Source organism: Amycolatopsis sp. FBCC-B4732 (assembly GCF_023008405.1).
In the GTDB taxonomy this organism is placed as follows: Bacteria; Actinomycetota; Actinomycetes; order Mycobacteriales; family Pseudonocardiaceae; genus Amycolatopsis; species Amycolatopsis pretoriensis_A.
In genome coordinates this window covers 5,348,191-5,372,628 of the sequence record NZ_CP095376.1, presented here as the reverse complement: position 1 = coordinate 5,372,628, position 24,438 = coordinate 5,348,191, and the positions used below count along the sequence as shown (strand labels likewise).

Here is a 24,438-nt window from a genome sequence, read left to right as displayed (position 1 = left end):
CGTTTTCGCGGGCGGCGGGGAGCGGATCACCGCTAGCGTGGCCGCATGCCGAAGCACGGAGATCCGGTCGAGTACGAGGTGGGCGGGCGGACGGTCCGCGTCTCGAGCCCGGACAAGGTGTACTTCCCCCAGCGCGGCATCACGAAGCGGCAGGTCGTCGAGCACTACATCACCGTCGGCGCCCCGTTGCTGCGCGCGATCGGCGAGCGGCCGACCACGCTGAAGCGCTACGTCGACGGCGTCGAAGGCGAGTGGTTCTACGCCAAGCGCGTGCCGAAGGGCGCGCCGCCGTGGGTCGAGACCGCCGAGATCACGTTCCCGTCGGGCCGCAAGGCGGCCGAGGTGTGCCCGGCCGAGCCCGCGGTGTTCGCGTGGGCGGCCAACCTGGGGACGTTCGACTTCCACCCGTGGCCGGTCCGCCGCGCCGACGCCGACCACCCGGACGAGCTCCGCATCGACGTCGACCCCCCGGACCGGGCGGGCTTCGCCGACGCGGTCGAGGTGGCCCGGGTGGTCCGCGAGGTGCTGGCGGACGCGGGCCTGACCGGCTACCCGAAGACGTCCGGCGGCCGCGGCGTGCACGTCCTGGTCCGGATCCGCCCGGAGTGGGACTTCGTCGAGGTCCGCCACGCGGTGATCGCCCTCGGCCGCGAGGTGGCTCGGCGCATCCCGGAGAAGGCGACGATCGCGTGGTGGAAGGAGGAACGCGGCGGCCGGGTGTTCCTCGACTACAACCAGGCGGCCCGCGACCGCACGGTGGCCTCGGCCTGGTCGGTCCGCGGCACCCCGCGGGCGACGGTCTCGACGCCGCTGACGTGGGACCTCCTGGACGAGGTCGACGCGGACGACTTCGACGTGCTGACGATCCCGGCGTTCCTGGCGTCGCACGGGGACCTGCACGCGGGGATGGACGCGAAGGCGTTCGGGCTGGAGACGGCGCTGGAGTGGTACGAGCGCGACCTGCGGGACGAGGGGCTGGGGGACATGCCGTACCCGCCGGACTACCCGAAGATGCCGGGGGAGCCGAAGCGGGTCCAGCCGAGCAAGGCCCGCCCGGACTGAGTCACGGCTTGCGGCAGCTCACCGCGGTCACCGTCGCCTGGGGGACGACCTTGCCGGACTTGGTGCTCATCGAGGTGCGATCGACGCGGTAGGACGAGCCGCCCTGGGCGTACGCGGTCTCGATCAGCTCGCCCGAGCTGTCGCCCGAGATGCTGTAGGTGATGTCGCACTCCCAGAGGAGGGTGCTCGCGCCGAGCGCGTTCAGCTTCGGTTCGACGACGACGTTGCAGCCCGCCGAGCCGAAGCACTGCTTGGACAGCACGGCCAGGTCGACCGAGTAGTCCTTCGCGGCCGGTTCGGGCAACGCCGGTTCGCTCGTGGTCGGCGCCGCGAAGGCCGGGATCGACGGGCTGGTGGTGGCGGGCCCCGCGGCGCCGCGGGGCTGCACCCCGCCGTCGGCGGAGATCCACGTCCCGCCCGGGCCGGCGCAGGGGGCCTGCTGGGACTTGTCGAGGCAAGGATTGCCGGAGCTCCCGCCGACCGAGAGAGCCAGCACGACAACCAGCGCCAGCGCGGGCAGGACGGCCAGCACGCCGACCACCCACGGCCACCGCCGGCGCTTCGGCCGGGGCGGCTCGGGCGGGAAGTACGGCCCCTGCGGGGCGGGAACGGACATGGCGACCTCCGTGGCTGTGTGCTGAGGACAGACGTGACCACCCGGCCCCCTGTTACCGAACGGCGCGGAAATACCCCCATCCGATACCCGCTGTAACGAGCCACACAGCCGTGTCTCCCACCACTCCCGCCCTGGCCGTCAAAGCTTTAATCGGCCGCCCCGAAATACCCTGCGGAACGCGGAGTGATCACCCGGGCGCCCGCTGTCGCCTTTCGGGTCACAAATGGTGCACGGCCTTCTTCGAGATCACGATCACCGGCTTCGCTGGCGTAACGTGCGGTCCCGAATCGATGACTCCCCGGGCAGGGCCGGGGGGCGGGTTCGAGGAGGGAGGCCCTCGTGGACGACCTGATCGCATTCCTCGCCGCGCGCGTGGGCGCGCGGCAGGCGATGATCATGCAGGCCGTCAACAAGGCGAAGGCCGGCGACGCGATGAACCGCGGGGAGACCAAGGTCGCCGTGGAGCAGCGGATCCGCGGGCTCAGCGATCTCGACCTCGACGCGGTCAACCAGATGATCAACGAGATCGAAGCGACCCGGCGGATCCTGCTCGCCCACCGCACCACGGTGTCGGAGAAGGTCCCCGGGTTTCCGCTCTACGGCAGCGAATACTGGTGTGAGACCTGCCACGTGCCCGCCGACGAGGCCGGCTCCAACTGGTGCCTCACCCTGCGCCTGCTGGCGCTGCCCTACGCCGACCACCCGGACTACAGCGAGCGCTGGCGCCCCTGACGGGAATCCCGGTCACGGCGGCGCGTTGCACCCCGTGTGAAGTTCTCGGTCCTGGATCGCTCGCCCGTGCGGCGGGACGGCGGTCCCGCGCGGGCGCTGCGGGACACCGTCGCGTTCGCCGCGGGCATCGAACGGCTGGGGTACCACCGGTTCTGGGTGTCCGAGCACCATGGCGTGCCCGGGGTCGCCGGGTCCGCGCCGACCGTGCTCGCCGCCGCCGTCGCCGGGGCGACCTCGCGGATCCGCGTCGGGACCGGCGGGGTCATGCTGCCGAACCACCGGCCGCTGGTCGTCGCCGAGCAGTTCGGGGTGCTGGAAGCGCTTCACCCGGGCCGGATCGACATGGGGCTCGGCCGGTCCGTCGGCTTCACCGGCGGGGTCCGCGACGCGCTGGGGCAAGGCAAGGACGCCGCCGACGGGTTCGCCGCGCAGGTGCGCGAGCTGCTCGGGTTCTTCACCGGCGAGCACGGCTACCCGGGCGTCCACGCCTACCCCGCCGAAGGGCTGCGCGTACCGCCGTTCCTGCTGGCCACCGGCTCCGGCGCGGACCTCGCCGCGGAACTCGGGCTGCCGCTGGTGATCGCGCCCGTCCGCGGAAAACGGGCGCTGGCCGAAGCCGTGAACCGCTACCGCGACGGGTTCCGGCCGAGCGCGTGGGCGCTCGAGCCGTACGTCGTGGTGTCGAGCGCGATCGCCGTCGCGGACTCGGCCGCGGACGCGCGGCGGCTGCTCGTCTCGGAGGCCTGGGCGACGGTGTATTCGCGCTCCCACGGCGTCTTCCCGCCGCTGGACCCGCCGTCGGACGTCCTCGCCACGCCGATGACCGACCGCGAACGCCGCCGCCTCGAAGAGACCCTCGACGGCCAGATCTCCGGTACGCCGGCCGAAGTGCGGGACCGGCTGGGCGCGCTGATCGAGGCCGCGGGAGCCGACGAGGTTTTGGCGACGACGGCCGCGTACGACCAATCCGCGCGGCTCGATTCATTCGCCGCACTGGCCCGATCGGCGGAACTTCCCGCACTCGTGTGAGCCGATTTCCCGATACGCCGAGAGCGCGTCGAAGAATTACCGCAAGCGCATTTTCAGCCGAGGACGAACGGCAGCCGCGCGGTCAATTCGCCCAGCGCGGTCGCTTCGGCCGCCGTCGGTGGCCGCCGCCCGGTCGCCACCAGCAGGACGTCGGTGTCGGAGAACGACGCCGGGAACGCCGTCCCCGCGATCTCCTCCAGCACCGTCCGCGTCCGCGCCGGTCCCTCCGGCGGCGGCCCGGGAACCGACGGCAGGTGGGCCGCCAGGTCGAGGTGGTGCAGCGTCCACTCCAGCACGTACGCCGAGAGGTAGTCGCCCGCGGTCAGGACCATGTCCTGGGTGCGCACGCGCGTGCCCGGGTCGGCCAGGTCCGCCGCGCGCCCGGCCGCCGAGCCGACGTCGTCGAGGTGGAACTTGAGCAGCGCCGGGTCTTCGTACGCCGCGGCCAGGCGGACGATCAGGGCGTCCAGCGGGTCGTCGCCCGTGGGGGCTTCGGAGCCGACCGCCCAGTACGTCACCGAATCGTGCGTCACCGCCGACGAAGCCGGCGTCACCAGCGTGATCAGCACGTCCTGCGCGTCGATCACCAGGTGGCACACGAGGTCCCGGACCAGCCAGCCCCGGCAGCCGGACGGCTTCGCGAAGTCTTCGTCGTTAAGAGAAGCGACCGCGGCGCGCAACGCCGCCCACGTGCGCGAAAAGAGATCCACGGCGGCGAAGCTAGCAGGATCAGAGCCTCAGCTGCAGCTGGGTGAGGATGCGCTGGGCGGGGTCGTCGAAGTCCACTCCGGACACCTCGGTCGCGCGGCGGACCCGGTAGCGCACGGTGTTGGGGTGGATGTTCAGCACCCGGGCCGCCGACCGGACGTCGCCGAACGCGTCCAGCCAGGCCAGGACCGCCGGGACGAGGATGCCGCCGTGCTCGGCGTCGTGCTCGGTGAGCGCGGTCAGGCGCGGGTCGCGGATGCGCGGCTGCCCGCCCAGGTACGCCAGCACCTCCGAGAGCAGCACCTCGGCGCGGACGTCGGCCAGCGAGGCGACGTCGGCGGCCCAGTGCCCGCGCGCCATCGCCGCCAGGACGCGGTCGGCGTCGCCCCGGGACGCGGCCGCGTCGGACAGGCGCGGCACGACGCCGCCGAGCGCCACCCGCACCGGGACGTCCAGGTGCCGCCGGGCGGTGGCGGCGATCTCGCGCGCCAGCGCCAGCACGGCCGCGTCGGAGTGCTCGGGCAGGTCCGGCAGCAGCGCGTAGACGCGCCCGCCGATCACGCTCACCAGCGCGCTGCGCCGGTAGGCCGCGGTGTGCACGGCGATCAGGTGCACCAGCTCCGCGCGCCGCAGCTGCCGGTTGCCCGACCGCTCCAGCGAGAACGCGAGGACCTGCGCCGGCCGTGACGGGTCGGCGCCGATGTCGTCCGCGACGGACTCCGCGTCGAGCCGCCCTTCCAGCAGGCTCGCCAGGAGGTCTTCGCGCAGCCGCAGTTCGGGGCTCGGCAGCGTGCGGGCGCGGATCAGCTGCGGCGCGAGGGTCCGGCTCGCGCCGAGCAGGGCCGTTTCGGCGCGTTCGGTGAGCGGCTGGGCGCCCTCCTGGACCCAGATCGTGCCGAGCGGCTGCTTGCCGGCGTGGATGCCGGCCGCGATCCGCCGCCGGATGCCCAGCTCGGGGCGCTCGTCGATGCGCACGATCCCCTCGCCCGCACGCAGCCGCTGGTAGACGCCCCATTCGCGGAGCATCGCGAGGTAGCGTTCCGGGCCTTCGCGCCCGAGGATCGACAGCCGCCGCAGCTCGTCCACCTCGTCGCCCGCCCGCGAGTAGGCGAGCACGCGGTTCGCGGTGTCCTCGATGCTGACCAGGCCGCCGGTGAGCGTGGCGATGGTCTGGGCCAGCGCGAACAGGTCGCCGAGCACCTCGCCGCTGGCCGCCTCGCCACCCGCCCGCGCGGCCTCGACGACCCCGCGGGCCAGCGACTCGACCTGCTCCCACCGCGCTTCGGTGCCGACGGTGAGCAGTGCGACGCCCGCGTCGGCGGCGACGTCGGCGCCCGTCGCGCCCTTGACCGCCACCGCGGCCGCGCCCCCGCGCCCGGCCGCGCGGATCGCCGGCGCCGCCGCCCGGCCGCGGGCGCCGATGACCAGCACCAGGTCGCCCGGCGAGGCTTCCAGGGGGTCTTCGGGGTCGAGGATCACGACGTCGGAGACCGGCACGCCGAGGCCGTGCGGCGCCACGACGACCTCGACGAGCGGCTCGCCGAGCGTCGCCAGCACGTGTCGCAGCGACGTCATCTCCGAGCTATCCGATCGGACAAGATCATACGAGCGATTTTAGCCGGTTGGACAAGCCGTCGGGGAGTGTCCGGAGTTACCGTTCGGGGCATCCAGACGTAGCAGGATTGGCAGAGGAGCCGCCGTGGACGCCGTGACCCAGACCCCCGCCCCGAAGAACGAGCCGGTGCTGACGTACGCGCCGGGCAGCGCTGAGCGCGCGGAACTCGAGGGTGCGCTCAAGCGGCTGGGCCAGGCGGAACCCGTCGACCTCACGGTCACCGTCGGCGGCGAGCAGCGCCCCGGCGGCGGCGAGAAGATCGACGTCGTCCAGCCGCACAACCACAAGCACGTGCTGGGCACCATCCACAGCGCCACGGCGCAGGACGCCACCGACGCCATCGCGGCCGCCGCGAAGGCCGCGCCGGAGTGGCGCTCGCTGTCCTACGACGACCGCGCCGCGATCCTGCTGCGCGCGGCCGACCTGCTGACCGGCCCGTGGCGCGCCACCCTCAACGCCGCCACCATGCTCGGCCAGTCCAAGACCGCGACCCAGGCCGAGATCGACGCCGCCTGCGAGCTCGCCGACTTCTGGCGCTTCAACGTCGAGTTCGGCCGCCGCGTGCTCACCGAGCAGCCGATCAGCTCGCCGGGCGTGTGGAACCGGCTGGAGCACCGCCCGCTGGAAGGCTTCGTCTACGCGATCACGCCGTTCAACTTCACCGCGATCGCCGGCAACCTGCCGACCGCGCCCGCGCTGATGGGCAACACGGTCCTGTGGAAGCCGTCGCCGACGCAGTCCTTCGCCGCGCACCTGACCATGCGGCTGCTCGAAGAGGCGGGCATGCCCCCGGGCGTCATCAACCTGCTGCCGGGTGACGGCAAGGCCGTCTCCGAGGTCGCCCTGACCCACCGCGACCTGGCCGGCATCCACTTCACCGGCTCGACCGCGACGTTCCAGCACCTGTGGGGCACGGTCGGCGCGAACATCGCGGGCTACCGCTCGTACCCGCGGCTGGTCGGCGAGACCGGCGGCAAGGACTTCGTGCTCGCGCACCCGTCCGCCGACGTCGACGTCCTGCGCACCGCGCTCGTCCGCGGCGCCTTCGAGTACCAGGGCCAGAAGTGCTCCGCGGCTTCGCGCGCGTACGTCCCGCGCAGCCTGTGGACGAAGCTGAAGGACGGCCTGGTCGCCGAGACCGAGGCGCTGTCCTACGGCGACGTCACCGACCTGTCGCACTTCGGCGGCGCGGTCATCGACGCCCGGGCGTTCGCCAAGCACACCGCGCTGTTCGACAGCGTGAAGGACGACGCTTCGGTCGAGGTGCTGACCGGCGGCACCGCCGACGACAGCGTCGGCTACTTCGTGCAGCCGACGATCCTCGTCTCGGACAACCCGAAGCACGAGATCTTCTCGACCGAGTACTTCGGCCCGATCCTGTCGGTGCACGTCTACGAGGACGGCGACTTCGACGCCGTGCTCAAGCTCGTCGACGAGACGGCCGCGTACGCGCTGACCGGCGCGATCATCGCCAACGACCGCACGGCCGTGGCGAAGGCGGCCGAGGCGCTGCGGTTCGCCGCGGGCAACTTCTACGTCAACGACAAGCCGACCGGCGCCGTCGTCGGCCAGCAGCCGTTCGGCGGCGCGCGGGCCTCGGGCACCAACGACAAGGCGGGTTCGATCTTCAACCTGCAGCGCTGGACGAGCCCGCGCTCGATCAAGGAGACGTTCGTGCCGCCGACCTCCGTGCGCTACCCGCACCAGGGCTGAGAGGGAGACCGTCATGCTGCGTGCCCCGTTGCTCGCCGCCGCCCGCTCGAAGGGCATCCGGCGGCTCGTCGAGGCGGTGCCTGCCACGCGATCCGTGGTGCGCCGGTTCGTCGCCGGGTCCGAGACCGCCCACGCCGTCCGCGTCGCCGGGGAACTGGCGGCGGACGGCCGGCGGATCACCCTCGACCACCTGGGCGAGGACACCACCGACGCCGCGCAGGCCGCGTCGACCGTCGCGGCCTACGAAGCCGTGCTGTCGGCGCTGGCCTCGGAAGGGCTGGCGGACGGTGCCGACGTTTCGGTGAAGCTGTCGGCGGTGGGCCAGTTCCTGCCGTCGAACGGCGAGGACGTCGCGTGCGAGAACGCGCGGAAGATCTGCGCGGCGGCCGAGGCGGTCGGCGCCACCGTGACGCTGGACATGGAGGACCACACCACCACGGACTCGACGCTCGGCATCCTGCGCGAGCTGCGCGGCGAGTACCCGTGGGTCGGCGCGGTGCTGCAGGCCTACCTGCGGCGCACCGAGCAGGACTGCCGGGAGCTGTCCGGGCCGGGGTCGCGCGTACGGCTGTGCAAGGGCGCGTACGCCGAGCCGGAGTCGGTCGCGTTCCAGGAGAAGTCCGAAGTGGACAAGTCCTACGTCCGCTGCCTGCGCGTGCTGATGGCGGGCGAAGGTTACCCGATGGTCGCTTCGCACGACCCGCGGATGATCGAGATCGCCGCCGCGCTGGCCGAGGAGAACCTCCGCCGCGACGACGACCACGAGTTCCAGATGCTCTACGGCATCCGGCCGGAGGAGCAGACGCGGATCGCGGCCTCGGGCGCGCGCATGCGGGTCTACGTGCCCTACGGCGACGAGTGGTACGGCTACTTCATGCGGCGGCTGGCCGAGCGCCCGGCGAACCTGGCGTTCTTCCTGCGCGGGCTCGCGACCAGGTCCTGAGGTACGACGAAGGCCGCTCCGGGATCCGGAGCGGCCTTCATCGTGTGGTGGTGGTCAGGCCTGTTCGGCCTCGGCTTCGGCGGCCTTGCGCTTGACCTCGTCCATGTCGACCTCGCGAGCCTGCTTGATGAGCTCTTCGAGGGCCGGCTCGGGCAGCGCGCCGGGCTGGGCGTAGATCAGCGTCTTGTCGCGGATGATGGCCAGCGTCGGGATGGAGCGGACGTCGAAGGCGGCGGCGAGCTGCTGCTGCGCTTCGGTGTCGACGCTCGCGAACACGAGGTCGTCGTGCTTCTCGGAGGCCTTTTCGTAGACCGGCGCGAACTGACGACACGGGCCGCACCAGCTCGCCCAGAAGTCGATCAGGACGAACTCGTTGTCGTTTACCGTCTGGTCGAAGTTCTCGGCAGTCAGCTCAACGGTGCTCATGCCCAGGTCAACGAACCGGGCGCGGCGGGAATTCCCGGGGCCGGGGTAGCGTCTCACCCGAGCAAACCGCAAGAGGAGGAACGACATGGCCGACAGCGAAATCCTGGGCCGGATCGACGAGCTGATCGCGGAGGAGCACGAGCTCCGGTCGCGCTCGGTCGGCGTGGGGCTGAGCGGCGGCGACAAGGATCGCCTCACCGCGGTCGAGCAGCAGCTCGACCAGTGCTGGGACCTGCTCCGGCAGCGCCGCGCGAAAACCGAGTTCCACGAGAACCCGGACGACGCCGCGGCCCGCCCGGTCTCCGAGGTCGAGTCGTACCGCCAGTAATTTTTCCGTGTCGCCCGGGGCTCCGCCCCGAGCCGAGGGCTCCGCCACCCGGACCCCCGAAAGAGTTCGGTGTCGCCCGGGGCTCCGCCCCGAGCCGGGGGCTCCGCCACCCGGACCCCCGAAAGAGTTCGGTGTCGCCCGGGGCTCCGCCCCGAGCCGGGGGCTTCGCCACCCGGACCCCCGAAAGAGTTCGGTGTCGCCCGGGGCTCCGCCCCGAGCCGGGGGCTTCGCCACCCGGGCCCCCGAAAGAGTTCGGTGTCGCCCGGGGCTCCGCCCCGAGCCGGGGGCTTCGCCACCCGGGCCCCCGAAAGAGTTCGGTGGCGATGTCGAAACCGGAGAACCGGCTCCGTCCCCGGGGTGAAGGCGACCGGGACCGCCGGTCGCCCACCACCGAGGGAGCACCACGATGGCCAAGTACCTGCTGCTCAAGCACTACCGCGGCGCCCCGGCGGCGGTCAACGACGTGCCGATGGACCGCTGGACGCCCGAAGAGATCACCGCGCACATCCGGTACATGGACGAGTTCGCGGTCAAGCTCCGGGAGACCGGCGAGTTCGTCAGCGAGCAGGGCCTCGCCCCCGAGGGGACGTTCGTCCGCTTCGACGGCGAAGGGCGCCCGCCGGTCACCGACGGCCCGTTCGCCGAGACCAAGGACCTGATCGCCGGCTGGATGATCATCGACGTCGACAGCCACGAGCGCGCGCTCGAGCTGGCCGGCGAGCTGTCCGCGGCGCCGGGCGCGGGCGGGAAGCCGATCCACGAGTGGCTCGAGCTGCGCCCGTGCCTGGCCCCGCTGCCCACGATCACGGAGTGACCGGCCCGGTGGACGAGGTCCTGCTCCGCAGCCTGACCCCGGCCGTCCTGGCGGTCCTCGTCCGCCGCGGGGCTCCCTTCGCGGCGGCCGAGGACGCCGTCCAGGAAGCCCTGATCGAGGCCGTCCGCGGCTGGGCGGACGGCCCGCCGCGCGACCCCAAGGGCTGGCTGGTCACGGTGGCCTGGCGCAAGTTCCTCGACGAGACCCGGTCGGAGACCGCCCGCCGTCGCCGCGAGGACGTCGTCGAAGCCGAGGTGACGCCCGGGGACGTGCCGGCCGAGGACGACACGCTCCAGCTGTACTTCCTGTGCGCGCACCCGTCGCTGTCGCCGTCGTCCGCGGTCGCGCTGACGCTGCGCGCGGTGGGCGGGCTGACGACGCGCCAGATCGCGCAGGCGTACCTGGTGCCCGAGGCGACGATGGGGCAGCGCATCAGCCGCGCCAAGAAGACGGTCTCGGGAGTGCGGTTCGACGAGCCCGGCGACGTCGCGACGGTGCTGCGCGTGCTGTACCTGGTGTTCAACGAGGGCTACTCGGGCGACGTCGACCTGGCGGCGGAGGCGATCCGCCTCACCCGGCGGCTGGCGGCGGCGATCGACCACCCGGAGGTGGCGGGGCTGCTCGCGTTGATGCTGCTGCACCACGCCCGGCGGGCCAGCCGCCTCGGGCCCGACGGTGACCTGGTGCCGCTGGCGGCGCAGGACCGGTCGTTGTGGGACACCGGGCTGATCGCCGAGGGGGTGGCGATCCTGCAGGCCGCGCTGGCGCGGGATCGGCTCGGGGAGTTCCAGGCCCAGGCGGCGATCGCGGCGCTGCACGCCGACGCGCCGACCGCGGGGGAGACCGACTGGGTGCAGATCGTCGAGTGGTACGACGAGCTGGCGAAGCTGACCGGGAGCCCGGTGGTGCGCCTCAACCGCGCGGTGGCGGTGGGGGAGGCGGACGGCCCGCGCGCCGGGCTGGCGGCGCTGGCCGAGCTGGACGAGAACCTGCCGCGGTACACGGCGGTGGCGGCGTACCTCCACGAGCGCGAGGGCGACCTGGCGAAGGCGGCGGAGCTCTACGTGGAGGCGGCCCGGAAAGCGGCGAACGTGGCGGAGGTCGAGCACTTGACCCGCGAGGCGGCGCGGCTCAACGCCGGTCTCCGCGACTCCTGACCATCAGACCGGAATGACCTGCGGCGACGGCGCCCTCCATCGGGTGGGCTGCCTCGCCGGCCGCGGGTTCACCCCGTGCCGTCAGGCCGGGCAGAGGGTTCCGTTCGCCGGGATCTTCCCGTCCACCAGGAAGGCCCGCGCCGCGTCGGTCACGCACGGCGAAGCGCCCACCGCGCCGTGCCCCGCTCCCTGCCAGGTGATCGTCACCGCCGACGGCATCTGATCGGCCGCCCGCGTGCTGCCCACTCCCGGGGTCGACGGGTCGGCCGCCGTCGCCGCGACCAGGATCGGTGGGGCTCCCGGGGCTCCCGGGGCCGGCAACGGCTCCGTGCGCACCGGCCACGGACCGCACCACGCCAGCTGCTGCGCGACCACCGCGCCGAACTGCGGGTACTTCGCGCGCATCCCCGCCACCACCTGGTCGAGCTGGTCCGCCGACAACCGCGTCTGGCTGTCGTTGCAGCGGGTCGCGATCGTCGCGTCGATCCGCGACGGCTGCGCGCGCGAGTCGTGCAGCACCGGCGCCGCGAACGCGGCCAGCGGGCCGGTGTTGCCGCCGCGTGCCGCCACCAGCGCGTCCGCCAGTTCCGGCCAGCGCGCGCGCTGCGAAAGTCCCGAGTAGACCGCGAACATCGCGACGCCCGGGCCGAACGCGACGCCGTCCGGGGTCAGCGGGGGGTTCGCGCGCAGCTGGTCGGTCACCGCGGCCAGCGCCGCCTTCGGGTCGCCCAGCGCGCAGCCGCGGGTCGCGCAGTCCGTGCCGAACGCGTCCAATGTGGACTGGGCGCCGGCGGCGACCGCGTCGAGCACGGCCGCGGTGTCCGCGCCCGGGTCGGGGACGCCGTCGAGGACCACGCGGCCGACCTGGCCGGGGAAGCGGACCGCGTAGTCGGCCAGCACCTTCGAGCCGTCGCCGCGGCCGAGGGCGTTCAGGCGCTCCATGCCCAGCTGCTTGCGCACCTCGTCGAGGTCGCCCGCCGCGCGCCAGCTGTCCAGCGCCGTCTGGGAGTCGTCCAGCTCGATCGCGCACTGCTGGCCCGCCTTGCGGGCCGCGTCGAGCACGTCCTGCAGGCCGCCCTGGGCCGGGTCGGCGTCGATCAGGTCGTGGCGGATGTCCGGCGGCACGCACTGGGCCGCGCCGGACATCCCGGTGCCGCGGCGATCCACCCCGACCAGCGAGAACTTCTCCAGGAACGCCGGCGGCAGCGTCGCGGCCAGCCGCGCCGCGTAGACCGTGCCCGGTTCGCCGTCGATGTCGTTGACGACGACCAGCGGCACCGGCCCGCTGCCCACCTTCAGCGCCAGCAGCCGCACCAGCGACCGGCGGGGCTCGCCCGGGGCGTCCAGCGGGGCGGTGACGCGCGCGCACGTGAAGTGCAGGGTGTCCGGCACCGCGGGGGTGCCGATCCGCTGCCGGGTGTCGTCGTCGCAGTCGGCCCACTTCACCGTCGGCGACTGCGGTTCGGCCAGCGGCGGCAGCGGCACCGACGGCGTCCCCGCCGGCGTGCTGCCGGTGGTCTTCCCGTCGTTCTCGACCAGCGCCGGGCGCACCGACGGCCCGGCGGCGCACCCCGCGGCGGCGGCCAGGGCGAGCAGCGCGACCAGGACACGGGAACGGCGGCGGCGCACGGGCGGGATCCTCACGTCGAGCACGATCAAGGGCAGGGCCAGCCGAGCTTCGCACGGCCGGTGTGGGACGAGGGTTAGCGGGTCCGCACGACCTGGCCGCGGAACACGGCGTCGAGGTCGTACCGGGCCGGCTCCTCGAGCTGGCTGTAGTCGCACGACGCGGCTTCGCGGTCCGGGCGCCAGCGCTTGAACCGCGCGTTGTGCCGGAACCGCGAGGGCATCCCGCCTTCGGTGTTCTCGTAGGCGACTTCGACGACGCGCTCGGGCCGCAGCGGCACCCACTCGTGCTCGGTGGCGCGCCAGCGCGTGATCCCGCCCGGGATGCGCTGCCCCTCGCCCTTCGCGAGCCCGCCCCACGGGTGGTCTTCGCCGTCGGTGACCAACGGCGCCAGCTCCTCGGCCAGTTCACGGCGCCGCGGCATCGGGAACGACCCGACCGTGCCGACGTGGTGCAGCACGCCCTCCTCGTCGTGCAGGCCGAGCAGGAAGGAGCCGACCAGTTCGCCGGGGCCGCCGTCGACGTGCCAGCGCAGCCCGGCCAGCACGCAGTCCGCGGTGCGCACGTGCTTGTACTTGAGCAGCACGCGCTTGCCGGGCGTGTACGGCTCGTCCAGGGGCTTGCCGATGACGCCGTCGAGGCCGGCGCCCTCGAAGAGCTCGAACCAGTGCCGCGCGGTGGCCGGGTCGGTGGTCGCCGGGGTGAGCGGGAACTTCTCGCCCGCCAGCTCCACGAGCCGGTCGCGGCGCACCGACGTCGGCTCGTCGAGCAGGAGGTCGTCGCCGAGGGCGAGGACGTCGAACGCGACGAACTCGGCGGGCTGCTCGGCCGCCAGGAGCGTGATGCGGCTTTCGGCCGGGTGGATCCGCTCGGTGAGGGCGTCGAAGTTGAGCCGCCCGTCCCGCGCGACGACGAGCTCGCCGTCCAGCACCACCCGCGGCGGCAGCACCTCCAGCAGCCGGGCCACCGCTTCGGGGAAGTACCGGTTGAGCGGTTTTTCCGCGCGGGACTGCAGGTACAGCTCGTCGCCGTCGCGGAAGACGAGGCAGCGGAACCCGTCCCACTTCGGCTCGAACAGCAGGCCGCCGGAGTCCGGGATGGCCTTCGCGGGCTTGGCGAGCATCGGCTTCAGCGGCGGCTGCAGCGGTAGGGGCATGCCCGCATTCTGCGGAAAAGCCCGGCTCAGCGCACGCGTTTCGGCGCGGTCGTGTCGAGTTCCAGGCGGACGGCGGTGGGCAGGACGTCGAGGCCGAGCGATTCGCGGGCCCTGGCCAGCACCTGCGTGTCCAACCCGGCCCAGACGCCCTTGAGATCGGTGCCTTCGTGCAGCCACAGGGTGATCCGCAACGCGGGGGCGGTGCGCGAGCCGACCGCGCGGACCCGGGCGCGGCTCACGCCGTCCAGCTGTTCGGCGTCGGCTTGCACGGCCTCGGCGATCGCGGCCGCGGTGACCACCAGCTCGGCGCCGTCGGTGCGGTCGAGGTCCAGGTCCGGCCGCGGTTCCGGGCGCAGCGAGCGCAGCGCCCAGCGCAGCCCGAGCACGAACAGCAGCACGCCGAGCACGATCGCGGCGATCCGCGCGGGGGTCGCGTGGCTCCCGAGCCACTCGACGGCCATCGGGTCCAGCAGCGGCCGCCGGCCCCGGTACTCGCCGAGCACGCCGAACCCCACGACGAGCGCGAGCGCCCCGCCGAGCAGGGCGAGCAGCCCCACGAGGAACGTCAGCACGCGTTCGCCCGCATACGACCGGGAAAGCGCCTTCGCGGCAACGGACTTGGTCATCGGTGGTCCTTCGGCGAATCGACGACGACGGTCACCTTCGGCCGCCGCGCCAGCGGGACCTCGTCGAGCAGGGCGGACACGGTTGCCAGCAGCCGCGGCCGCAGCTCGCCCTCGGTTTCCAGAGTGCTCTTCGCCCGGACGCGGACCCGCCGGGCGCTCGCGGTGACGGACGCGCCGGCGACGTTGTCCTGCGCGCGCACGGTCAGCCCGACCAGCCGGGCCAGCGACCGCGGCGACGTCGAGACGCTCACTTCCTCGGCCGGGTCGGTGAGCCGCACCGCACGGCTGCCGGCGGCCAGCGCGCAGAAGACGAGCACCAGGCCCGCGGCGGCGAGCACCCCGGCGCCGACGCGGACCGCGTAGGCGTCCCAGCCCAGCGCGCCGAGTTCGGCTTGCCAGCGCGGCCACGGCACGAGCAGCGGCGCCGCTTCCGGGCGCCACCAGTGCCAGCCGACTTCGAGCGCCAGCACCGCCCCGGCGGCGGCGAAGGCCAGGCCGAGGAGGGGGGCGAGGATGCGGACGAACGGGCGCACGGCTACCGCACCCGCGGCGCGGGGGCCGGCAGCAGCGCGGACACCGTCACGGCGAGCGTCCGCACGTGGTAGCCGGTGATCAGCTCGACCTCTTCGGTGACCTTCTCCCGCACGTCGCCGACGACCGCCCGGACCGCGCCCGGGTAGCGCAGGGCGAGCTCCAGCGCGAGGTCGACGTCGTTGTCGAGGCCGCCGACCTTGGCCTTCGCGCCCTTCTTGCCGTCGTGCGCGGTGCCCGGCACCTGGTCGGCGGCGTGCTGCGCGACCTTGCGGACCACGGCGTGGCCGATGGTGAGGGTGCCGCGCTCGGCCGGTTCGGCGAGCTCGCGCGGCACGTCGAGGGCGCGGTTCACTTGTCGCGGCCCTTGCCGAACAGTTCGCCGAGGTCGAGTTCGCCGTCGAGGACCCGGCCGGCGACCAGGCCGATGATCCCGACGGCCAGTGTCACCAGGAACGCGGTGAACCCCTGGGTCGCGGCGAGGCCGAGGATCAGCCCGGCCAGGAGCCCGGTCTTCGTTGCGTTCACATGTCCTCCTTGGACGGGCGGTGGGGGGAAGCTTGCCCCGGCGGGGCGGTCACCGCACGCGGGGCGGGCGGCGGCGGAAGCGGGCGAAGAACGCCGCGAGGCCGCGGCGGCGGGGCACGAAGACGACCGGGGCGTCGAAACGGGAGTCCGGCGCCGGCTCGCGGAAGCGGGCCAGGCCCGCCGCGAACTCCGCCGGGTCGCCGCCGACGTCCGGGTGGTGGGTGCGCACGAAGGCCCGGAAGGCCGCGCGGCCCTCCGGGTCGTCCGGTCCGCGCGCGGTCACTCCACCCGCGTGGACTCGGGCTCTTCGTCGCCCGGCAGGTGGATGTCGTTGACGGCGATGTTCACCTCGATCACCTCGAGCCCGGTGATCTGCTCGACCGCGGTGATCACGTTGCGCCGCACCGCGCGGGCGACGTCGGTGATGCGGGCGCCGTACTCGACGACGACGTCGAGGTCGATCGCGGTCTGCTTCTCGCCGACCTCGACCGACACGCCGGTCGTGGTCACCGTGCCGGAGCCGGGGATCCGCTCGCGCAGCGCGCCGATCGCGCGGGACACCCCGCCGCCGCCGAGCGCGTGCACGCCGGCGACCTCGCGGGCGGCCAGCCCGGCCACCTTCTGCACGACCAGCGACGAGATCGTGGTGCGGCCGGCCGCACCCTCCTCGTTGAGCGGCGTGACCGTGCCGGGGCTCTCGGTCCGTTCCGGGTGCATGCGTGCTGGCTCCTCTCGCGGCGGTCTCTCGCCCTTACGATGCCCGGGAGCGCGAATCCCTCACGCAAGGTCCCCCGATCGGGGGAATGTTCAGTCCGGGTGGACGTCCACGACGTGCACGTTCACCGCGATCGCGACGCCCAGCTGCCGGGACAGCTCGGCGGTGATCTCCCGTCGCAGCGCTTCGGCGGCTTCGTCGGCGACGACGCCGAAGCGGACCGACACCAGCACCTGCACGACGGCGTCCTCGACGGCCACGGCGGAGACGCGCACCCCGGCGGGCGCCCGGCCGGCCGCGATGGTCCCCGCCAGGCGGACGACGGTCTGTTCGGTGATCCGCAGGCCACCGTCGTCGCCGGGCACCGCGACGGCCGTCCGCCCGCCGCGCGCGACCGCCCGCAGCACGCGCTCGACCAGGCCGGGCGGGGTCGGCACGCGGCGCCGGGCGGCGGCGCGCACGGCGTCCCAGCGCGGGTCGCGCTCGGGGTCGGTCTGCTCGGCCATCACCGCTCCCTCAACTCGGCGAGCAGCGCCACCCTGGCCCGGTGCAGCCGGGAACGCAAGGCGCCGACGTTCACGTCGAGCACTTCGGCGACCTCTTCGTAGCTCAGGCCTTCCAGCTCGCGCAGCACGAGCGGCACCCGCTGGGACACCTCGAGCCTGCCGATCGCCCGCAGCACCGCGTCGACCTCCTCGGCGCGCACGACGCGGCCTTCGGGGCCGGGGACCGCGAGCAGTTCCAGGTCCACAGTGGACTGTCCGGCCGGTTCGTCGAGCGAGATCGTGGGCTTGCGGCGGCGCAGCAGGGCGAGCGCGCTGTTGGTGACGACGCGGTAGAGCCAGGTCGACACCGCGGACTCGTGCCGGAACGTGCCGAGCGCGCGCCACGCGGCGAGCCACGACTCCTGCACGACGTCCTCGGCCTCGGCGGCGCTGCCGGTGATCCGCAGCGCGACCCGGTACATCCGGGGCGTGTGCTCGCGCACGAGCGCGCCGAACGCGGCTTCGTCCCCGGCCGCGGCCCGGGTGGCCAGGTCGGCGTCGGCGCTCACCCGGCGGCCCGGCGGTAACGCAGGAACGTGAAGCCGTCCTCGACCAGGATCGACGCCAGCGCGAGCCGGCGGGGAACGCTGCCGGGACCGGTGGCGATCCGGTCCGCCGTCCCGGCCACGAGCAGCGGCGCAACCGTCAGGCACAGCTGGTCGATCCGGTCGGCCGCGATGAGCTGCGCGAACAGCCGCGGGCCGCCTTCGCATGCGATCCGGCGCAGGCCCCGCTCGGCCAGCAGGTCGAGGGCGCGCGGCAGGTCCACGCCGGCGGTGCCCGCCCGCAGCACCGACGCCCCGGCGGCTTCGAGCGCCGCGGTGTCCGCGGTTTCCGTGGTGACCACGATCGGGGGAACGACGGTCTCGGTGAACAGCCGGGAAGCGGGGTCGAGGTCCGCGGTCCGGGTCACCACGGCGATCGGCGGGACGCCGTCGAACCCGAGGCGCCGACGGCGCTCCAGGCGCTTCGGTCCCGCGACGACGCCGCGGTAGTCCTCCGCGCGGGCGGTGCCGGCGCCGACCAGGATCACGTCGGCGAGGTCGCGCCCGAGCAGAAAGATTCGCCGGTCGGCGGCGTGGGACAGCCCGGCCGACGTCGTGTCGACCTCGACGGCGCCGTCGGCGGACGCGACGAAGCTGACCTGCACCCACGGCCGGTCGAGGTTCGCCGGGTAGGCGTAGATCTCTTCGAGGTCTTCCCCGGTCAGCTCGCCCGCCGAGAGGGGCCACACGCTACGCACGGGACAATCCCAGCACGGGCGTGAAGCACGTCTCTACCGGGGCGGCTGGGCGCCCGGACGGGTGAGTGCGGCGGATAGGCTCCGTGACCATGCCCGCGCACCTCACCGGCCGCCGTCCCGAGCTGTCCGCCGACGAGCTGATCGGCGCGCTGGTGCCGCCGCCGCGCTTCGACGCCGTCCGGTTCGAGACCTACCTCCCGAACCCCGGCGAGCCGAGCCAGGCCGCCGCGGTCGAGTCGTGCTCGGCGTTCGCCGCGAAAGTGGGGGCGCGCAAGGAGAAGAAGCGCTTCAAGCTCTTCGGCGGGCCGGCCGAACCGGCCGGGCCGATGGGGCTCTACCTCGACGGCGGGTTCGGCGTCGGCAAGACCCACCTGCTGGCCTCGGCGTGGCACGCGGTGCCCTCGCCCAAGGCGTACGGCACGTTCGTGGAGCTGACCCACCTGGTCGGCGCGCTGGGCTTCCCCGAAGCCGTGCGGCGGCTGTCGGCGCACCGGCTCCTGGCCATCGACGAGTTCGAGCTCGACGACCCCGGCGACACGACCCTGGTCACGCGGCTGCTGCAGGAGCTGATGGACGCCGGCGTGTTCGTCGCGGCGACGTCGAACACGCTGCCGGAGAAGCTCGGCGAGGGCCGGTTCGCCGCCGAAGACTTCCTGCGCGAGATCCAGACGCTCTCGGCCCGGTTCGGCGTGGTCCGCGTCGACGGCCCGGACTACCGCCACCGCGGCCTGCCGGACGCGCCGCCCCCGGTTTCGGCCGAGGCGCTGGAGGAGTCGGCCGCCGCGCAAGAAGGGTCCACTGTGGACGATTTCGACGCGCTGTGCGAGCACCTGGGGTCGCTGCACCCGTCGCGGTACGGGCGGCTGCTGGACGGCGTCACCCGCGTGCACCTGCGCGGCGTCCACCCGGCCCCGGACCAGAACGTGGCGCTGCGGCTGGTGGCCTTCGCCGACCGGCTCTACGACCGCGCGATCCCGGTGGTGGTCTCGGGCGAGCCGCTGCCGTCGCTGTTCACCGAGGAAATGGTGAACGGCGGCTACCGCAAGAAGTACCTGCGCGCGGTCAGCCGCCTGACGGCACTGGCACGCGACGCGGCGCAGGCCAGCTGAACAGCACGACGGAGACGGCGAAGAGCGTCCCGCCCACGACGTCGGTCAGGTAGTGGTACCCCATCCCGACGAGCCCGGCGGTGGCCGCGAGGAGCGCGAGCGCGGAAAGCACGACCACGACGGCCTTGCGCGTGACGAGGACGAGCACGGTCAGGACGGCCACGAGGCTCACGGTGTGCCCGCTCGGGTAGACGAGGGTGTCGTTCTTCCAGCGGTCGTAGAGGGGTTTCAGCAGCCAGCCCGTGAGCAGGATGGCCAGGACGGGGATCGCGAGCGCCAGCGCGGCTTCCCGGCGTTGTCCGGCGCGGAGGCAGAGGACGACGGCGAGCACGCCGAGCGCGAGGACGACGTAGGGCTCGGTCGGGAGCACGAGGGCCCCGACGACGCCGGGACCGAGGTGCGCGACGGCTGCGGCGGCGGCCCGGTCGACGGTGCCGGGGGCGGTCCCGCCGGCGAAGGGCAGGCCCAGCAGCAGTGCGAGCAGACCGCAGACCGCGGCCGCCACCCGGATCGTCCTCACCCGCGCGAGGGTAGTCGCGGCCCCGCGGGGTGGGCCGGCGAGCGTGGCGGGTGGGATCGATCGGCCTCACCCGCGCGAGGGTGGTCCGGCCCCCTCGGTGCGGCCCGCCGCGTCCGTGCGTCACGATGCCGGGATGCGGGTGACCGTCGCCGGGGCCGGGATCATCGGGCTGAGCTGTGCCCACCGGCTGGCCGAAGCCGGCCACGACGTCGTCCTCGCCGCCGCCGCTCCGCCGGGGGAGACGACCTCCGCCGTCGCCGGCGGGGTGCTCTACCCGCCCGTGCGCCGTCCCGATCCGCGGATCGTGCGCTGGACCGCCGCGACTCTCGCCGTGCTGCGCGGACAGGACGCGCCCGGCGTGCGGTTCCGCCGCGGCCGCGTCCTGCTGGCGCCGGGCGCCCCGGACCCGTGGTGGCTGACCGCGATGACCGACCCCGTCCGCGACGGCGACCGGCTGGACTTCACCACCGCGCTCGTCGACACCCCGGTCTACCTGGACTGGCTCCTGAACCGGGTGAACGCGCTGGGCGTAGCCATCGAGTACCGGCCGCTGACCTCGCTCGACGGCCTCGGCCCGGTCGTCAACGCGGCCGGGCTCGGCGCGGGCCGGCTGGCCGGGGACGACTCGATGGTCCCCGTCGGCGGCCAGGTCGTGCACCTGGCCGACCCGGGCCTGCCGGGGTTCGCGGTCGACGAGTCCGGCCCGGGCGCGACCTACGTCATCCCGCACGGCACCCACGTCGTCTGCGGCGGCACCGAAGAACCGGGCCGCGGCGACACCGAACCCAACCCGGGCGTGACGGCCGACATCGTGCGCCGCGCCCGCGAGCTGGAACCGCGGCTCGCCGGCGCGCGGGTGCTGCGGTCGCTGGTCGGGCTGCGCCCGTTCCGGCGCGAGGTGCGGCTGGAGCGGACCGGCGACGTCGTGCACTGCTACGGCCACGGCGGCGCGGGCATCACCCTCGCCTGGGGCTGCGCGGCCGACGTCGCCGGACTCGTCTCAGGCTCCTGAGAACTCCGCGTGGTCGGCTTCGGTCCGGTCGGCATAACGGACCGCGTACGCGCCCAGCGCCTCGTCGAGCTCGGAATCGTCGGCGAAGTAGCCCGCCAGGAGCTTCGGGTGCAGCGACCGCGTGTGCGCGCGGGCCAGCAGCGCCCCGGCCAGGCGGCCGTAGTCGTCGAGGTGGTCCTTTTCCAGCTCCGCCGGGTCGATGTCGCCCTTGAGGTTGCGGAACTGCCGGACGATGAACGGCTCGCCGTCGATGGTCGTCCAGCCGAGCAGGATGTCGGTTTCGGCCTGGACGAGCCGGGCGCCGTCGACGATCCGCTGTCCTTCGTGCTCCGCCGCGGGCAGGCCGAGGTACGGCGCCAGGGCCGGCCGTTGCGCCTGCTTCACCTGCAGCACCAGGTCTTCCTCGTCGTTGCCGTGCAGCAGGGCGACGTAGCTGCGCAGCCCGACGCTGCCCGTGCCGACCACCCGGAAGGCGACGTCGGCGAGCCGGTAGCGCGTGATCAGCGTCCGCCGCGACTCGCGCAGGGTGTCCACATAGGACACCAGGCCGGCGGCGACGGCTTCGGCGGTCCGCTCGTCGACGTGCGTCAGCACCGGCGGGTCCTCGACGAACCGGTGCCGGGACAGGCCGGTCCGGTGGTCGTCGACGCGCTCGGTCCACTTCGCCGCGACCTTCGCGCTGGTGTTCTTGCGGGCCTTCTCGGCGGCGTCGGCGAAGTCGTCGATCAGCTCGTCCGCGCGGGCCTTCGACAGCACCGAGGAGTCCGGCAGGGCGTTCCACGACCGCAGGAACGGCAGGTCGGCCAGCGCGCGGATGGTGCGGCGGTACGACTTCACGGCGTCTTCGGCGGCTTCGCGGCAGCCGGACTCACCGATGCCGCCCTCGCGGCCGGCGAGCACCAGGCTCGCCGCGAGCCGCTTGAGGTCCCACTCCCACGGGCCCGGCACGGTCTCGTCGAAGTCGTTGATGTCCATCACGATCTTGCCCTCGGGCGTGCCGTAGAGCCCGAAGTTCGCCGCGTGCGCGTCGCCGCAGAGCTGCGCGGTGAGCCCGGCCGACGGCGTGCCGGCGAGGTCGGCGCCCATCAGCCCGGCGGCGCCGCGGAAGAACGTGAACGGCGACGCGCGCATGCGTTCCCGCCGCAGTTCGGCCAGCTCCGGCAGCCGCCCGGCGTTGCTCGCCTCGAAGTACTGCTCCGGCGTCGGCCGGTCCGCGCCCGCGGCCTCGTGGTCGTGCGCCGCGGCCGGCGTCTTCTCCCGGAGCCGTTTTCCCTGCTCGTACAGCTCGGCGGGCGTGTCTCCGCCGGTGCCGGCGAGCGGCCGCTCCACCCATTCCCCTGATCCCATACCGGGCACAACGTCCGAAGGGGACGTTGTGCTCCCGGATGCCGCCGGGGCGGGAGGCACAGCCGGCGGCATCCGGGTGGTTCAGGGGCGGATGACCTCGGCGATCGCGTCGATGCCCCGGTCCAGTTCCGCACGCGTGATCACCAGCGGCGGTGCGACGCGCAGCGTGCGCTCGTGCGTCTCCTTGCACAGCACGCCCCGCGCCGACAGCGCCTGCGAAGCCGCCCGGCCGGACGGGCCGCCGGGGGCGATGTCGATGCCCGCCCACAGGCCGCGGCCGCGGACCTCGGACAGCCCGTGCCCGATCAGCTCGGTCAGCCTTGCGTGCAGGTGGGCGCCCAGTTCGGTGGAGCGCTGCTGGAACTCGCCCGTGCTCAGCAGGCGGATCACCGCGCGGCCGACCGCGCAGGCCAGCGGGTTGCCGCCGAACGTCGAGCCGTGCTCGCCCGGCTGCAGCACGCCCAGCACGTCGCGGCGGCCGACCACCGCCGACACCGGCAGGATGCCGCCGCCGAGGGCCTTGCCGAGGGTGTAGACGTCGGCGCGGACGCCTTCGTGGTCCAGCGCCAGCACGGTCCCGGTGCGGGCCAGGCCGGACTGGATCTCGTCGGCGATCAGCAGCACGCCGTGCTCGTCGCAGGCGGAGCGGACCTCGGCGAAGTAGCCCTCCGGGGGCACCACGACGCCGGCCTCGCCCTGCACCGGCTCCAGGAGCACGGCGGCGGTGCGCGGGGTGATGGCGTCGCGCAGCGCGGCGGCGTCGCCGTACTTCACGGTGACGAAGCCGGGCGTGAACGGGCCGAAGTCGGCGCGCGCGGTCTCGTCGGTCGAGAACGACACGATCGTGGTGGTCCGGCCGTGGAAGTTCGAGCCGGCGACGATGATCTCGGCGGTACCGTCGGGTACGCCCTTGATCCGGTGGGCCCACTTCCGGGCGATCTTCACCGCGGACTCGACGGCCTCGGCGCCGGAGTTCATCGGCAGCACCAGCTCGGTGCCCGTGAGCTCGGCCAGCTCCCGGCAGAAGAGGCCCAGCTGGTCGTGGTGGAACGCGCGTGAGGTCAGCGTGACGCGGCCGAGCTGCTCGACGGCGGCGGCGACCAGGTCCGGGTGGCGGTGGCCGAAGTTCATGGCCGAGTACCCGGAGAGGAAGTCGAGGTAGGAATGGCCTTCGACGTCGGTCACCGAGGCACCGGAGGCTTCGGCGATCACGACGGGCAGCGGGTGGTAGTTGTGCGTGCTCCACCGCTCGTCGAGCTCGATGAAGCTCGCGGCGGAGGGGGCGGCGGTCTCCCGGCCGGCGAACGTCGTCATACGTTCAGGTTAAAGGCAGGACACGCAGAATTCAGCCGGGAATCGTTGCTTTCACCCGTTGTTCGTTGCGCACTTCCGGGCGTCGACCCCCGAAACGCTGCGGGAAGCGGGCCGGGACCCTTCACCAGGAAAGCCGCGGCCTGAGCAGGTACTTTCGCGGGATGGCGAAGAACGACGCAGGTAGCCGGGTCCGGGACGCGCTGCGCGTGGGCGCGGAGCTGCCGGACCCCGGGTCGGCCCCGGTCGGTCCCGGCAAGAAGCCCAAGGCACTGGCCAAGCTCGACAGCGCCGGCGAACGGCTGTCGTCGCTGCAGGAGGCCCTCTACGCCGAGGGGGTCGGCGGCGGCACCCGCAGCGTCCTGCTCGTGCTGCAGGGCATGGACACCTCCGGCAAAGGCGGCACGGTGTCGCACGTGCTCGGCCTGGTCAACCCGATGGGCGTCCGCTACGCCGGGTTCAAGGCCCCGACGCCCGCCGAGCGGCGCCACCACTACCTGTGGCGCATCCGCAAGCAGCTGCCGGTGGCGGGCCAGATCGGCGTGTTCGACCGCTCGCACTACGAGGACATCCTGGTCCCGCGCGTGACCGGGCTGCTGACCTCGGCCGAGCGCCGCCGCCGCTACGCCGAGATCAACGAGTTCGAGAAGGAGCTGGCGGACGCGGGCACCACCGTCGTCAAGGTGTTCCTGCACATTTCGCCGCAGGAGCAGCTCAAGCGGCTGAAGGCCCGGCTGGAGACGCCCGAGAAGCACTGGAAGTACAACCCGGGCGACCTCGAAGCCCGCTCGCACTGGCCGGCCTACCAGCAGGCCTACGCCGACATCTTCAAGAAGACGTCGACCGGCCACGCGCCCTGGTACGTCGTGCCCGCCGACCACAAGTGGTACCGGAACTGGGCGGTCGCCGAGCTGCTCATCGAGACCCTCGGCGAGCTGAAGCCGGTGTACCCGGAGCCGGGCTTCGACGTCGCGGAAGAGCTGGCCAAGCTGAAGGGCGTTGGCGTACCGGAGTGATCGTCTGAA

29 protein-coding genes are annotated in these 24,438 nt (G+C 73.6%); 11 read left to right on the top strand and 18 right to left on the bottom strand.

Translation table 11 applies throughout. The features are described from left to right. The first annotated feature begins 45 nt into the window (after positions 1-45). Entirely contained in the window at positions 46-1,062 is a 1,017-nt protein-coding gene (locus tag MUY14_RS23095; RefSeq protein WP_247011748.1) for a DNA polymerase domain-containing protein, read from the top strand. A gap of 1 nt (position 1,063) precedes the next feature. Here the strand turns inward: MUY14_RS23095 and MUY14_RS23090 are convergent, their stop codons facing one another. Next, positions 1,064-1,678: a hypothetical protein gene (locus MUY14_RS23090; RefSeq protein ID WP_247011747.1), complete on the bottom strand. Its 615-nt coding sequence runs from the start codon at positions 1,676-1,678 to the stop codon at positions 1,064-1,066. A gap of 339 nt (positions 1,679-2,017) precedes the next feature. On the opposite strand from MUY14_RS23090, the gene MUY14_RS23085 reads away from it, so the two are divergent. Beyond that, on the top strand, positions 2,018-2,410 hold the full coding sequence (locus MUY14_RS23085; RefSeq protein WP_247011746.1) for a DUF6221 family protein: 393 nt from the start codon (positions 2,018-2,020) through the stop codon (positions 2,408-2,410). 36 nt (positions 2,411-2,446) lie between these two features. Then, positions 2,447-3,439 carry an LLM class flavin-dependent oxidoreductase gene (locus MUY14_RS23080; protein WP_247011745.1) on the top strand — a complete coding sequence of 331 codons (993 nt, stop codon included), beginning with the start codon at positions 2,447-2,449 and terminating at the stop codon, positions 3,437-3,439. Positions 3,440-3,492: 53 nt separating this feature from the next. On the opposite strand, the gene MUY14_RS23075 is transcribed toward MUY14_RS23080, so the two are convergent. Both MUY14_RS23075 and MUY14_RS23070 read right to left on the bottom strand, forming a co-directional pair. Next, entirely contained in the window at positions 3,493-4,149 is a 657-nt protein-coding gene (locus tag MUY14_RS23075; RefSeq protein ID WP_247011744.1) for a maleylpyruvate isomerase N-terminal domain-containing protein, read from the bottom strand. Positions 4,150-4,168: 19 nt separating this feature from the next. Further along, positions 4,169-5,722, bottom strand: a complete 1,554-nt coding sequence (locus MUY14_RS23070; protein WP_247011742.1) for a CdaR family transcriptional regulator — start codon at positions 5,720-5,722, stop codon at positions 4,169-4,171. A gap of 124 nt (positions 5,723-5,846) precedes the next feature. On the opposite strand from MUY14_RS23070, the gene pruA reads away from it, so the two are divergent. Together pruA and MUY14_RS23060 are read left to right on the top strand one after the other, a co-directional pair. Beyond that, positions 5,847-7,475 (top strand): L-glutamate gamma-semialdehyde dehydrogenase, encoded by a 1,629-nt coding sequence (pruA, locus tag MUY14_RS23065; protein WP_247011741.1) that lies wholly within the window; start codon positions 5,847-5,849, stop codon positions 7,473-7,475. Positions 7,476-7,488: 13 nt separating this feature from the next. Beyond that, positions 7,489-8,418, top strand: a complete 930-nt coding sequence (locus MUY14_RS23060; protein WP_247011740.1) for a proline dehydrogenase family protein — start codon at positions 7,489-7,491, stop codon at positions 8,416-8,418. Between the two features lie 54 nt (positions 8,419-8,472). Here MUY14_RS23060 and MUY14_RS23055 read toward each other — a convergent pair whose 3' ends face one another. Continuing rightward, the gene (locus MUY14_RS23055; protein ID WP_093951826.1) at positions 8,473-8,844 is read right to left on the bottom strand and encodes a co-chaperone YbbN; all 372 of its coding nucleotides are present in this window, start codon (positions 8,842-8,844) and stop codon (positions 8,473-8,475) included. Between the two features lie 85 nt (positions 8,845-8,929). Here MUY14_RS23055 and MUY14_RS23050 point away from each other — a divergent pair, with 85 nt between their 5' ends. The 3 genes from MUY14_RS23050 to MUY14_RS23040 all read left to right on the top strand — a co-directional run bounded on the left by MUY14_RS23050 (position 8,930) and on the right by MUY14_RS23040 (position 11,143). Next, positions 8,930-9,172: a DUF2630 family protein gene (locus MUY14_RS23050; protein ID WP_247011739.1), complete on the top strand. Its 243-nt coding sequence runs from the start codon at positions 8,930-8,932 to the stop codon at positions 9,170-9,172. A 406-nt stretch (positions 9,173-9,578) separates the two neighbouring features. Then, positions 9,579-9,986: a YciI family protein gene (locus tag MUY14_RS23045; RefSeq protein WP_247011738.1), complete on the top strand. Its 408-nt coding sequence runs from the start codon at positions 9,579-9,581 to the stop codon at positions 9,984-9,986. Positions 9,987-9,994: 8 nt separating this feature from the next. Beyond that, positions 9,995-11,143, top strand: a complete 1,149-nt coding sequence (locus MUY14_RS23040; RefSeq protein ID WP_247025214.1) for an RNA polymerase sigma factor — start codon at positions 9,995-9,997, stop codon at positions 11,141-11,143. A gap of 81 nt (positions 11,144-11,224) precedes the next feature. On the opposite strand, the gene MUY14_RS23035 is transcribed toward MUY14_RS23040, so the two are convergent. The 11 genes from MUY14_RS23035 to MUY14_RS22985 all read right to left on the bottom strand — a co-directional run bounded on the left by MUY14_RS23035 (position 11,225) and on the right by MUY14_RS22985 (position 18,114). Further along, complete coding sequence (locus MUY14_RS23035) at positions 11,225-12,772, bottom strand: alpha/beta hydrolase (protein WP_247025213.1); 1,548 nt, start codon at positions 12,770-12,772, stop codon at positions 11,225-11,227. Between the two features lie 74 nt (positions 12,773-12,846). Continuing rightward, entirely contained in the window at positions 12,847-13,926 is a 1,080-nt protein-coding gene (locus MUY14_RS23030; RefSeq protein ID WP_247011737.1) for an ATP-dependent DNA ligase, read from the bottom strand. 26 nt (positions 13,927-13,952) lie between these two features. Beyond that, positions 13,953-14,552 (bottom strand): alkaline shock response membrane anchor protein AmaP, encoded by a 600-nt coding sequence (locus MUY14_RS23025; protein ID WP_247011736.1) that lies wholly within the window; start codon positions 14,550-14,552, stop codon positions 13,953-13,955. Next, on the bottom strand, positions 14,549-15,085 hold the full coding sequence (locus tag MUY14_RS23020) for a DUF6286 domain-containing protein (RefSeq protein ID WP_247011735.1): 537 nt from the start codon (positions 15,083-15,085) through the stop codon (positions 14,549-14,551). Before MUY14_RS23020 ends, MUY14_RS23025 begins: the two co-directional genes overlap by 4 nt. Before the next feature lie 2 nt (positions 15,086-15,087). Further along, positions 15,088-15,438, bottom strand: coding sequence for an Asp23/Gls24 family envelope stress response protein (locus MUY14_RS23015; protein WP_247011733.1), 351 nt, complete (start codon positions 15,436-15,438; stop codon positions 15,088-15,090). Further along, a complete protein-coding gene (locus MUY14_RS23010) occupies positions 15,435-15,611 on the bottom strand; it encodes a hypothetical protein (protein ID WP_247011731.1) in 177 nt (58 codons plus the stop codon). The genes MUY14_RS23015 and MUY14_RS23010 overlap by 4 nt, the downstream gene beginning before the upstream one ends. A gap of 49 nt (positions 15,612-15,660) precedes the next feature. Then, positions 15,661-15,894, bottom strand: a complete 234-nt coding sequence (locus MUY14_RS23005; RefSeq protein ID WP_247011729.1) for a hypothetical protein — start codon at positions 15,892-15,894, stop codon at positions 15,661-15,663. Further along, entirely contained in the window at positions 15,891-16,328 is a 438-nt protein-coding gene (locus MUY14_RS23000; protein WP_125315829.1) for an Asp23/Gls24 family envelope stress response protein, read from the bottom strand. Before MUY14_RS23000 ends, MUY14_RS23005 begins: the two co-directional genes overlap by 4 nt. Positions 16,329-16,418: 90 nt before the next feature. Beyond that, positions 16,419-16,832, bottom strand: a complete 414-nt coding sequence (locus MUY14_RS22995; RefSeq protein WP_247011727.1) for an Asp23/Gls24 family envelope stress response protein — start codon at positions 16,830-16,832, stop codon at positions 16,419-16,421. Beyond that, the gene (locus tag MUY14_RS22990; RefSeq protein ID WP_247011726.1) at positions 16,832-17,380 is read right to left on the bottom strand and encodes an RNA polymerase sigma factor; all 549 of its coding nucleotides are present in this window, start codon (positions 17,378-17,380) and stop codon (positions 16,832-16,834) included. The genes MUY14_RS22995 and MUY14_RS22990 overlap by 1 nt, the downstream gene beginning before the upstream one ends. Continuing rightward, positions 17,377-18,114 (bottom strand): pyrimidine reductase family protein, encoded by a 738-nt coding sequence (locus MUY14_RS22985; RefSeq protein ID WP_247011725.1) that lies wholly within the window; start codon positions 18,112-18,114, stop codon positions 17,377-17,379. The genes MUY14_RS22990 and MUY14_RS22985 overlap by 4 nt, the downstream gene beginning before the upstream one ends. Positions 18,115-18,203: 89 nt before the next feature. On the opposite strand from MUY14_RS22985, the gene zapE reads away from it, so the two are divergent. After that, positions 18,204-19,223 carry a cell division protein ZapE gene (gene zapE / locus MUY14_RS22980; protein WP_247011724.1) on the top strand — a complete coding sequence of 340 codons (1,020 nt, stop codon included), beginning with the start codon at positions 18,204-18,206 and terminating at the stop codon, positions 19,221-19,223. Here zapE and MUY14_RS22975 read toward each other — a convergent pair. Then, positions 19,177-19,728: a phosphatase PAP2 family protein gene (locus MUY14_RS22975; protein WP_396126864.1), complete on the bottom strand. Its 552-nt coding sequence runs from the start codon at positions 19,726-19,728 to the stop codon at positions 19,177-19,179. The genes zapE and MUY14_RS22975 overlap by 47 nt on opposite strands. Before the next feature lie 148 nt (positions 19,729-19,876). Between MUY14_RS22975 and MUY14_RS22970 the strand changes: the two genes are divergently transcribed. Next, positions 19,877-20,755, top strand: coding sequence for an FAD-dependent oxidoreductase (locus tag MUY14_RS22970; RefSeq protein ID WP_247011722.1), 879 nt, complete (start codon positions 19,877-19,879; stop codon positions 20,753-20,755). Here MUY14_RS22970 and MUY14_RS22965 read toward each other — a convergent pair. Next, positions 20,744-22,102, bottom strand: a complete 1,359-nt coding sequence (locus MUY14_RS22965) for a DUF2252 domain-containing protein (protein WP_247011720.1) — start codon at positions 22,100-22,102, stop codon at positions 20,744-20,746. The genes MUY14_RS22970 and MUY14_RS22965 overlap by 12 nt on opposite strands. Before the next feature lie 81 nt (positions 22,103-22,183). Next, positions 22,184-23,416, bottom strand: a complete 1,233-nt coding sequence (gene rocD / locus MUY14_RS22960) for an ornithine--oxo-acid transaminase (protein WP_247011718.1) — start codon at positions 23,414-23,416, stop codon at positions 22,184-22,186. Positions 23,417-23,577: 161 nt separating this feature from the next. On the opposite strand from rocD, the gene MUY14_RS22955 reads away from it, so the two are divergent. Beyond that, a complete protein-coding gene (locus MUY14_RS22955; protein ID WP_247011716.1) occupies positions 23,578-24,429 on the top strand; it encodes a PPK2 family polyphosphate kinase in 852 nt (283 codons plus the stop codon). Positions 24,430-24,438: the final 9 nt, after the last annotated feature.

Coding starts and splice junctions, on each gene's coding strand:
- MUY14_RS23095 (WP_247011748.1), top strand. CDS start 46: ATGCCGAAGCACGGAGATCCGGTCGAGTACGAGGTGGGCGGGCGGACG.
- MUY14_RS23090 (WP_247011747.1), bottom strand. CDS start 1,678: ATGTCCGTTCCCGCCCCGCAGGGGCCGTACTTCCCGCCCGAGCCGCCC.
- MUY14_RS23070 (WP_247011742.1), bottom strand. CDS start 5,722: ATGACGTCGCTGCGACACGTGCTGGCGACGCTCGGCGAGCCGCTCGTC.
- MUY14_RS23060 (WP_247011740.1), top strand. CDS start 7,489: ATGCTGCGTGCCCCGTTGCTCGCCGCCGCCCGCTCGAAGGGCATCCGG.
- MUY14_RS23055 (WP_093951826.1), bottom strand. CDS start 8,844: ATGAGCACCGTTGAGCTGACTGCCGAGAACTTCGACCAGACGGTAAAC.
- MUY14_RS23050 (WP_247011739.1), top strand. CDS start 8,930: ATGGCCGACAGCGAAATCCTGGGCCGGATCGACGAGCTGATCGCGGAG.
- MUY14_RS23045 (WP_247011738.1), top strand. CDS start 9,579: ATGGCCAAGTACCTGCTGCTCAAGCACTACCGCGGCGCCCCGGCGGCG.
- MUY14_RS23030 (WP_247011737.1), bottom strand. CDS start 13,926: ATGCCCCTACCGCTGCAGCCGCCGCTGAAGCCGATGCTCGCCAAGCCC.
- MUY14_RS23025 (WP_247011736.1), bottom strand. CDS start 14,552: ATGACCAAGTCCGTTGCCGCGAAGGCGCTTTCCCGGTCGTATGCGGGC.
- MUY14_RS23000 (WP_125315829.1), bottom strand. CDS start 16,328: ATGCACCCGGAACGGACCGAGAGCCCCGGCACGGTCACGCCGCTCAAC.
- MUY14_RS22995 (WP_247011727.1), bottom strand. CDS start 16,832: ATGGCCGAGCAGACCGACCCCGAGCGCGACCCGCGCTGGGACGCCGTG.
- zapE (WP_247011724.1), top strand. CDS start 18,204: ATGCCCGCGCACCTCACCGGCCGCCGTCCCGAGCTGTCCGCCGACGAG.
- MUY14_RS22970 (WP_247011722.1), top strand. CDS start 19,877: ATGCGGGTGACCGTCGCCGGGGCCGGGATCATCGGGCTGAGCTGTGCC.
- MUY14_RS22965 (WP_247011720.1), bottom strand. CDS start 22,102: ATGGGATCAGGGGAATGGGTGGAGCGGCCGCTCGCCGGCACCGGCGGA.
- rocD (WP_247011718.1), bottom strand. CDS start 23,416: ATGACGACGTTCGCCGGCCGGGAGACCGCCGCCCCCTCCGCCGCGAGC.
- MUY14_RS22955 (WP_247011716.1), top strand. CDS start 23,578: ATGGCGAAGAACGACGCAGGTAGCCGGGTCCGGGACGCGCTGCGCGTG.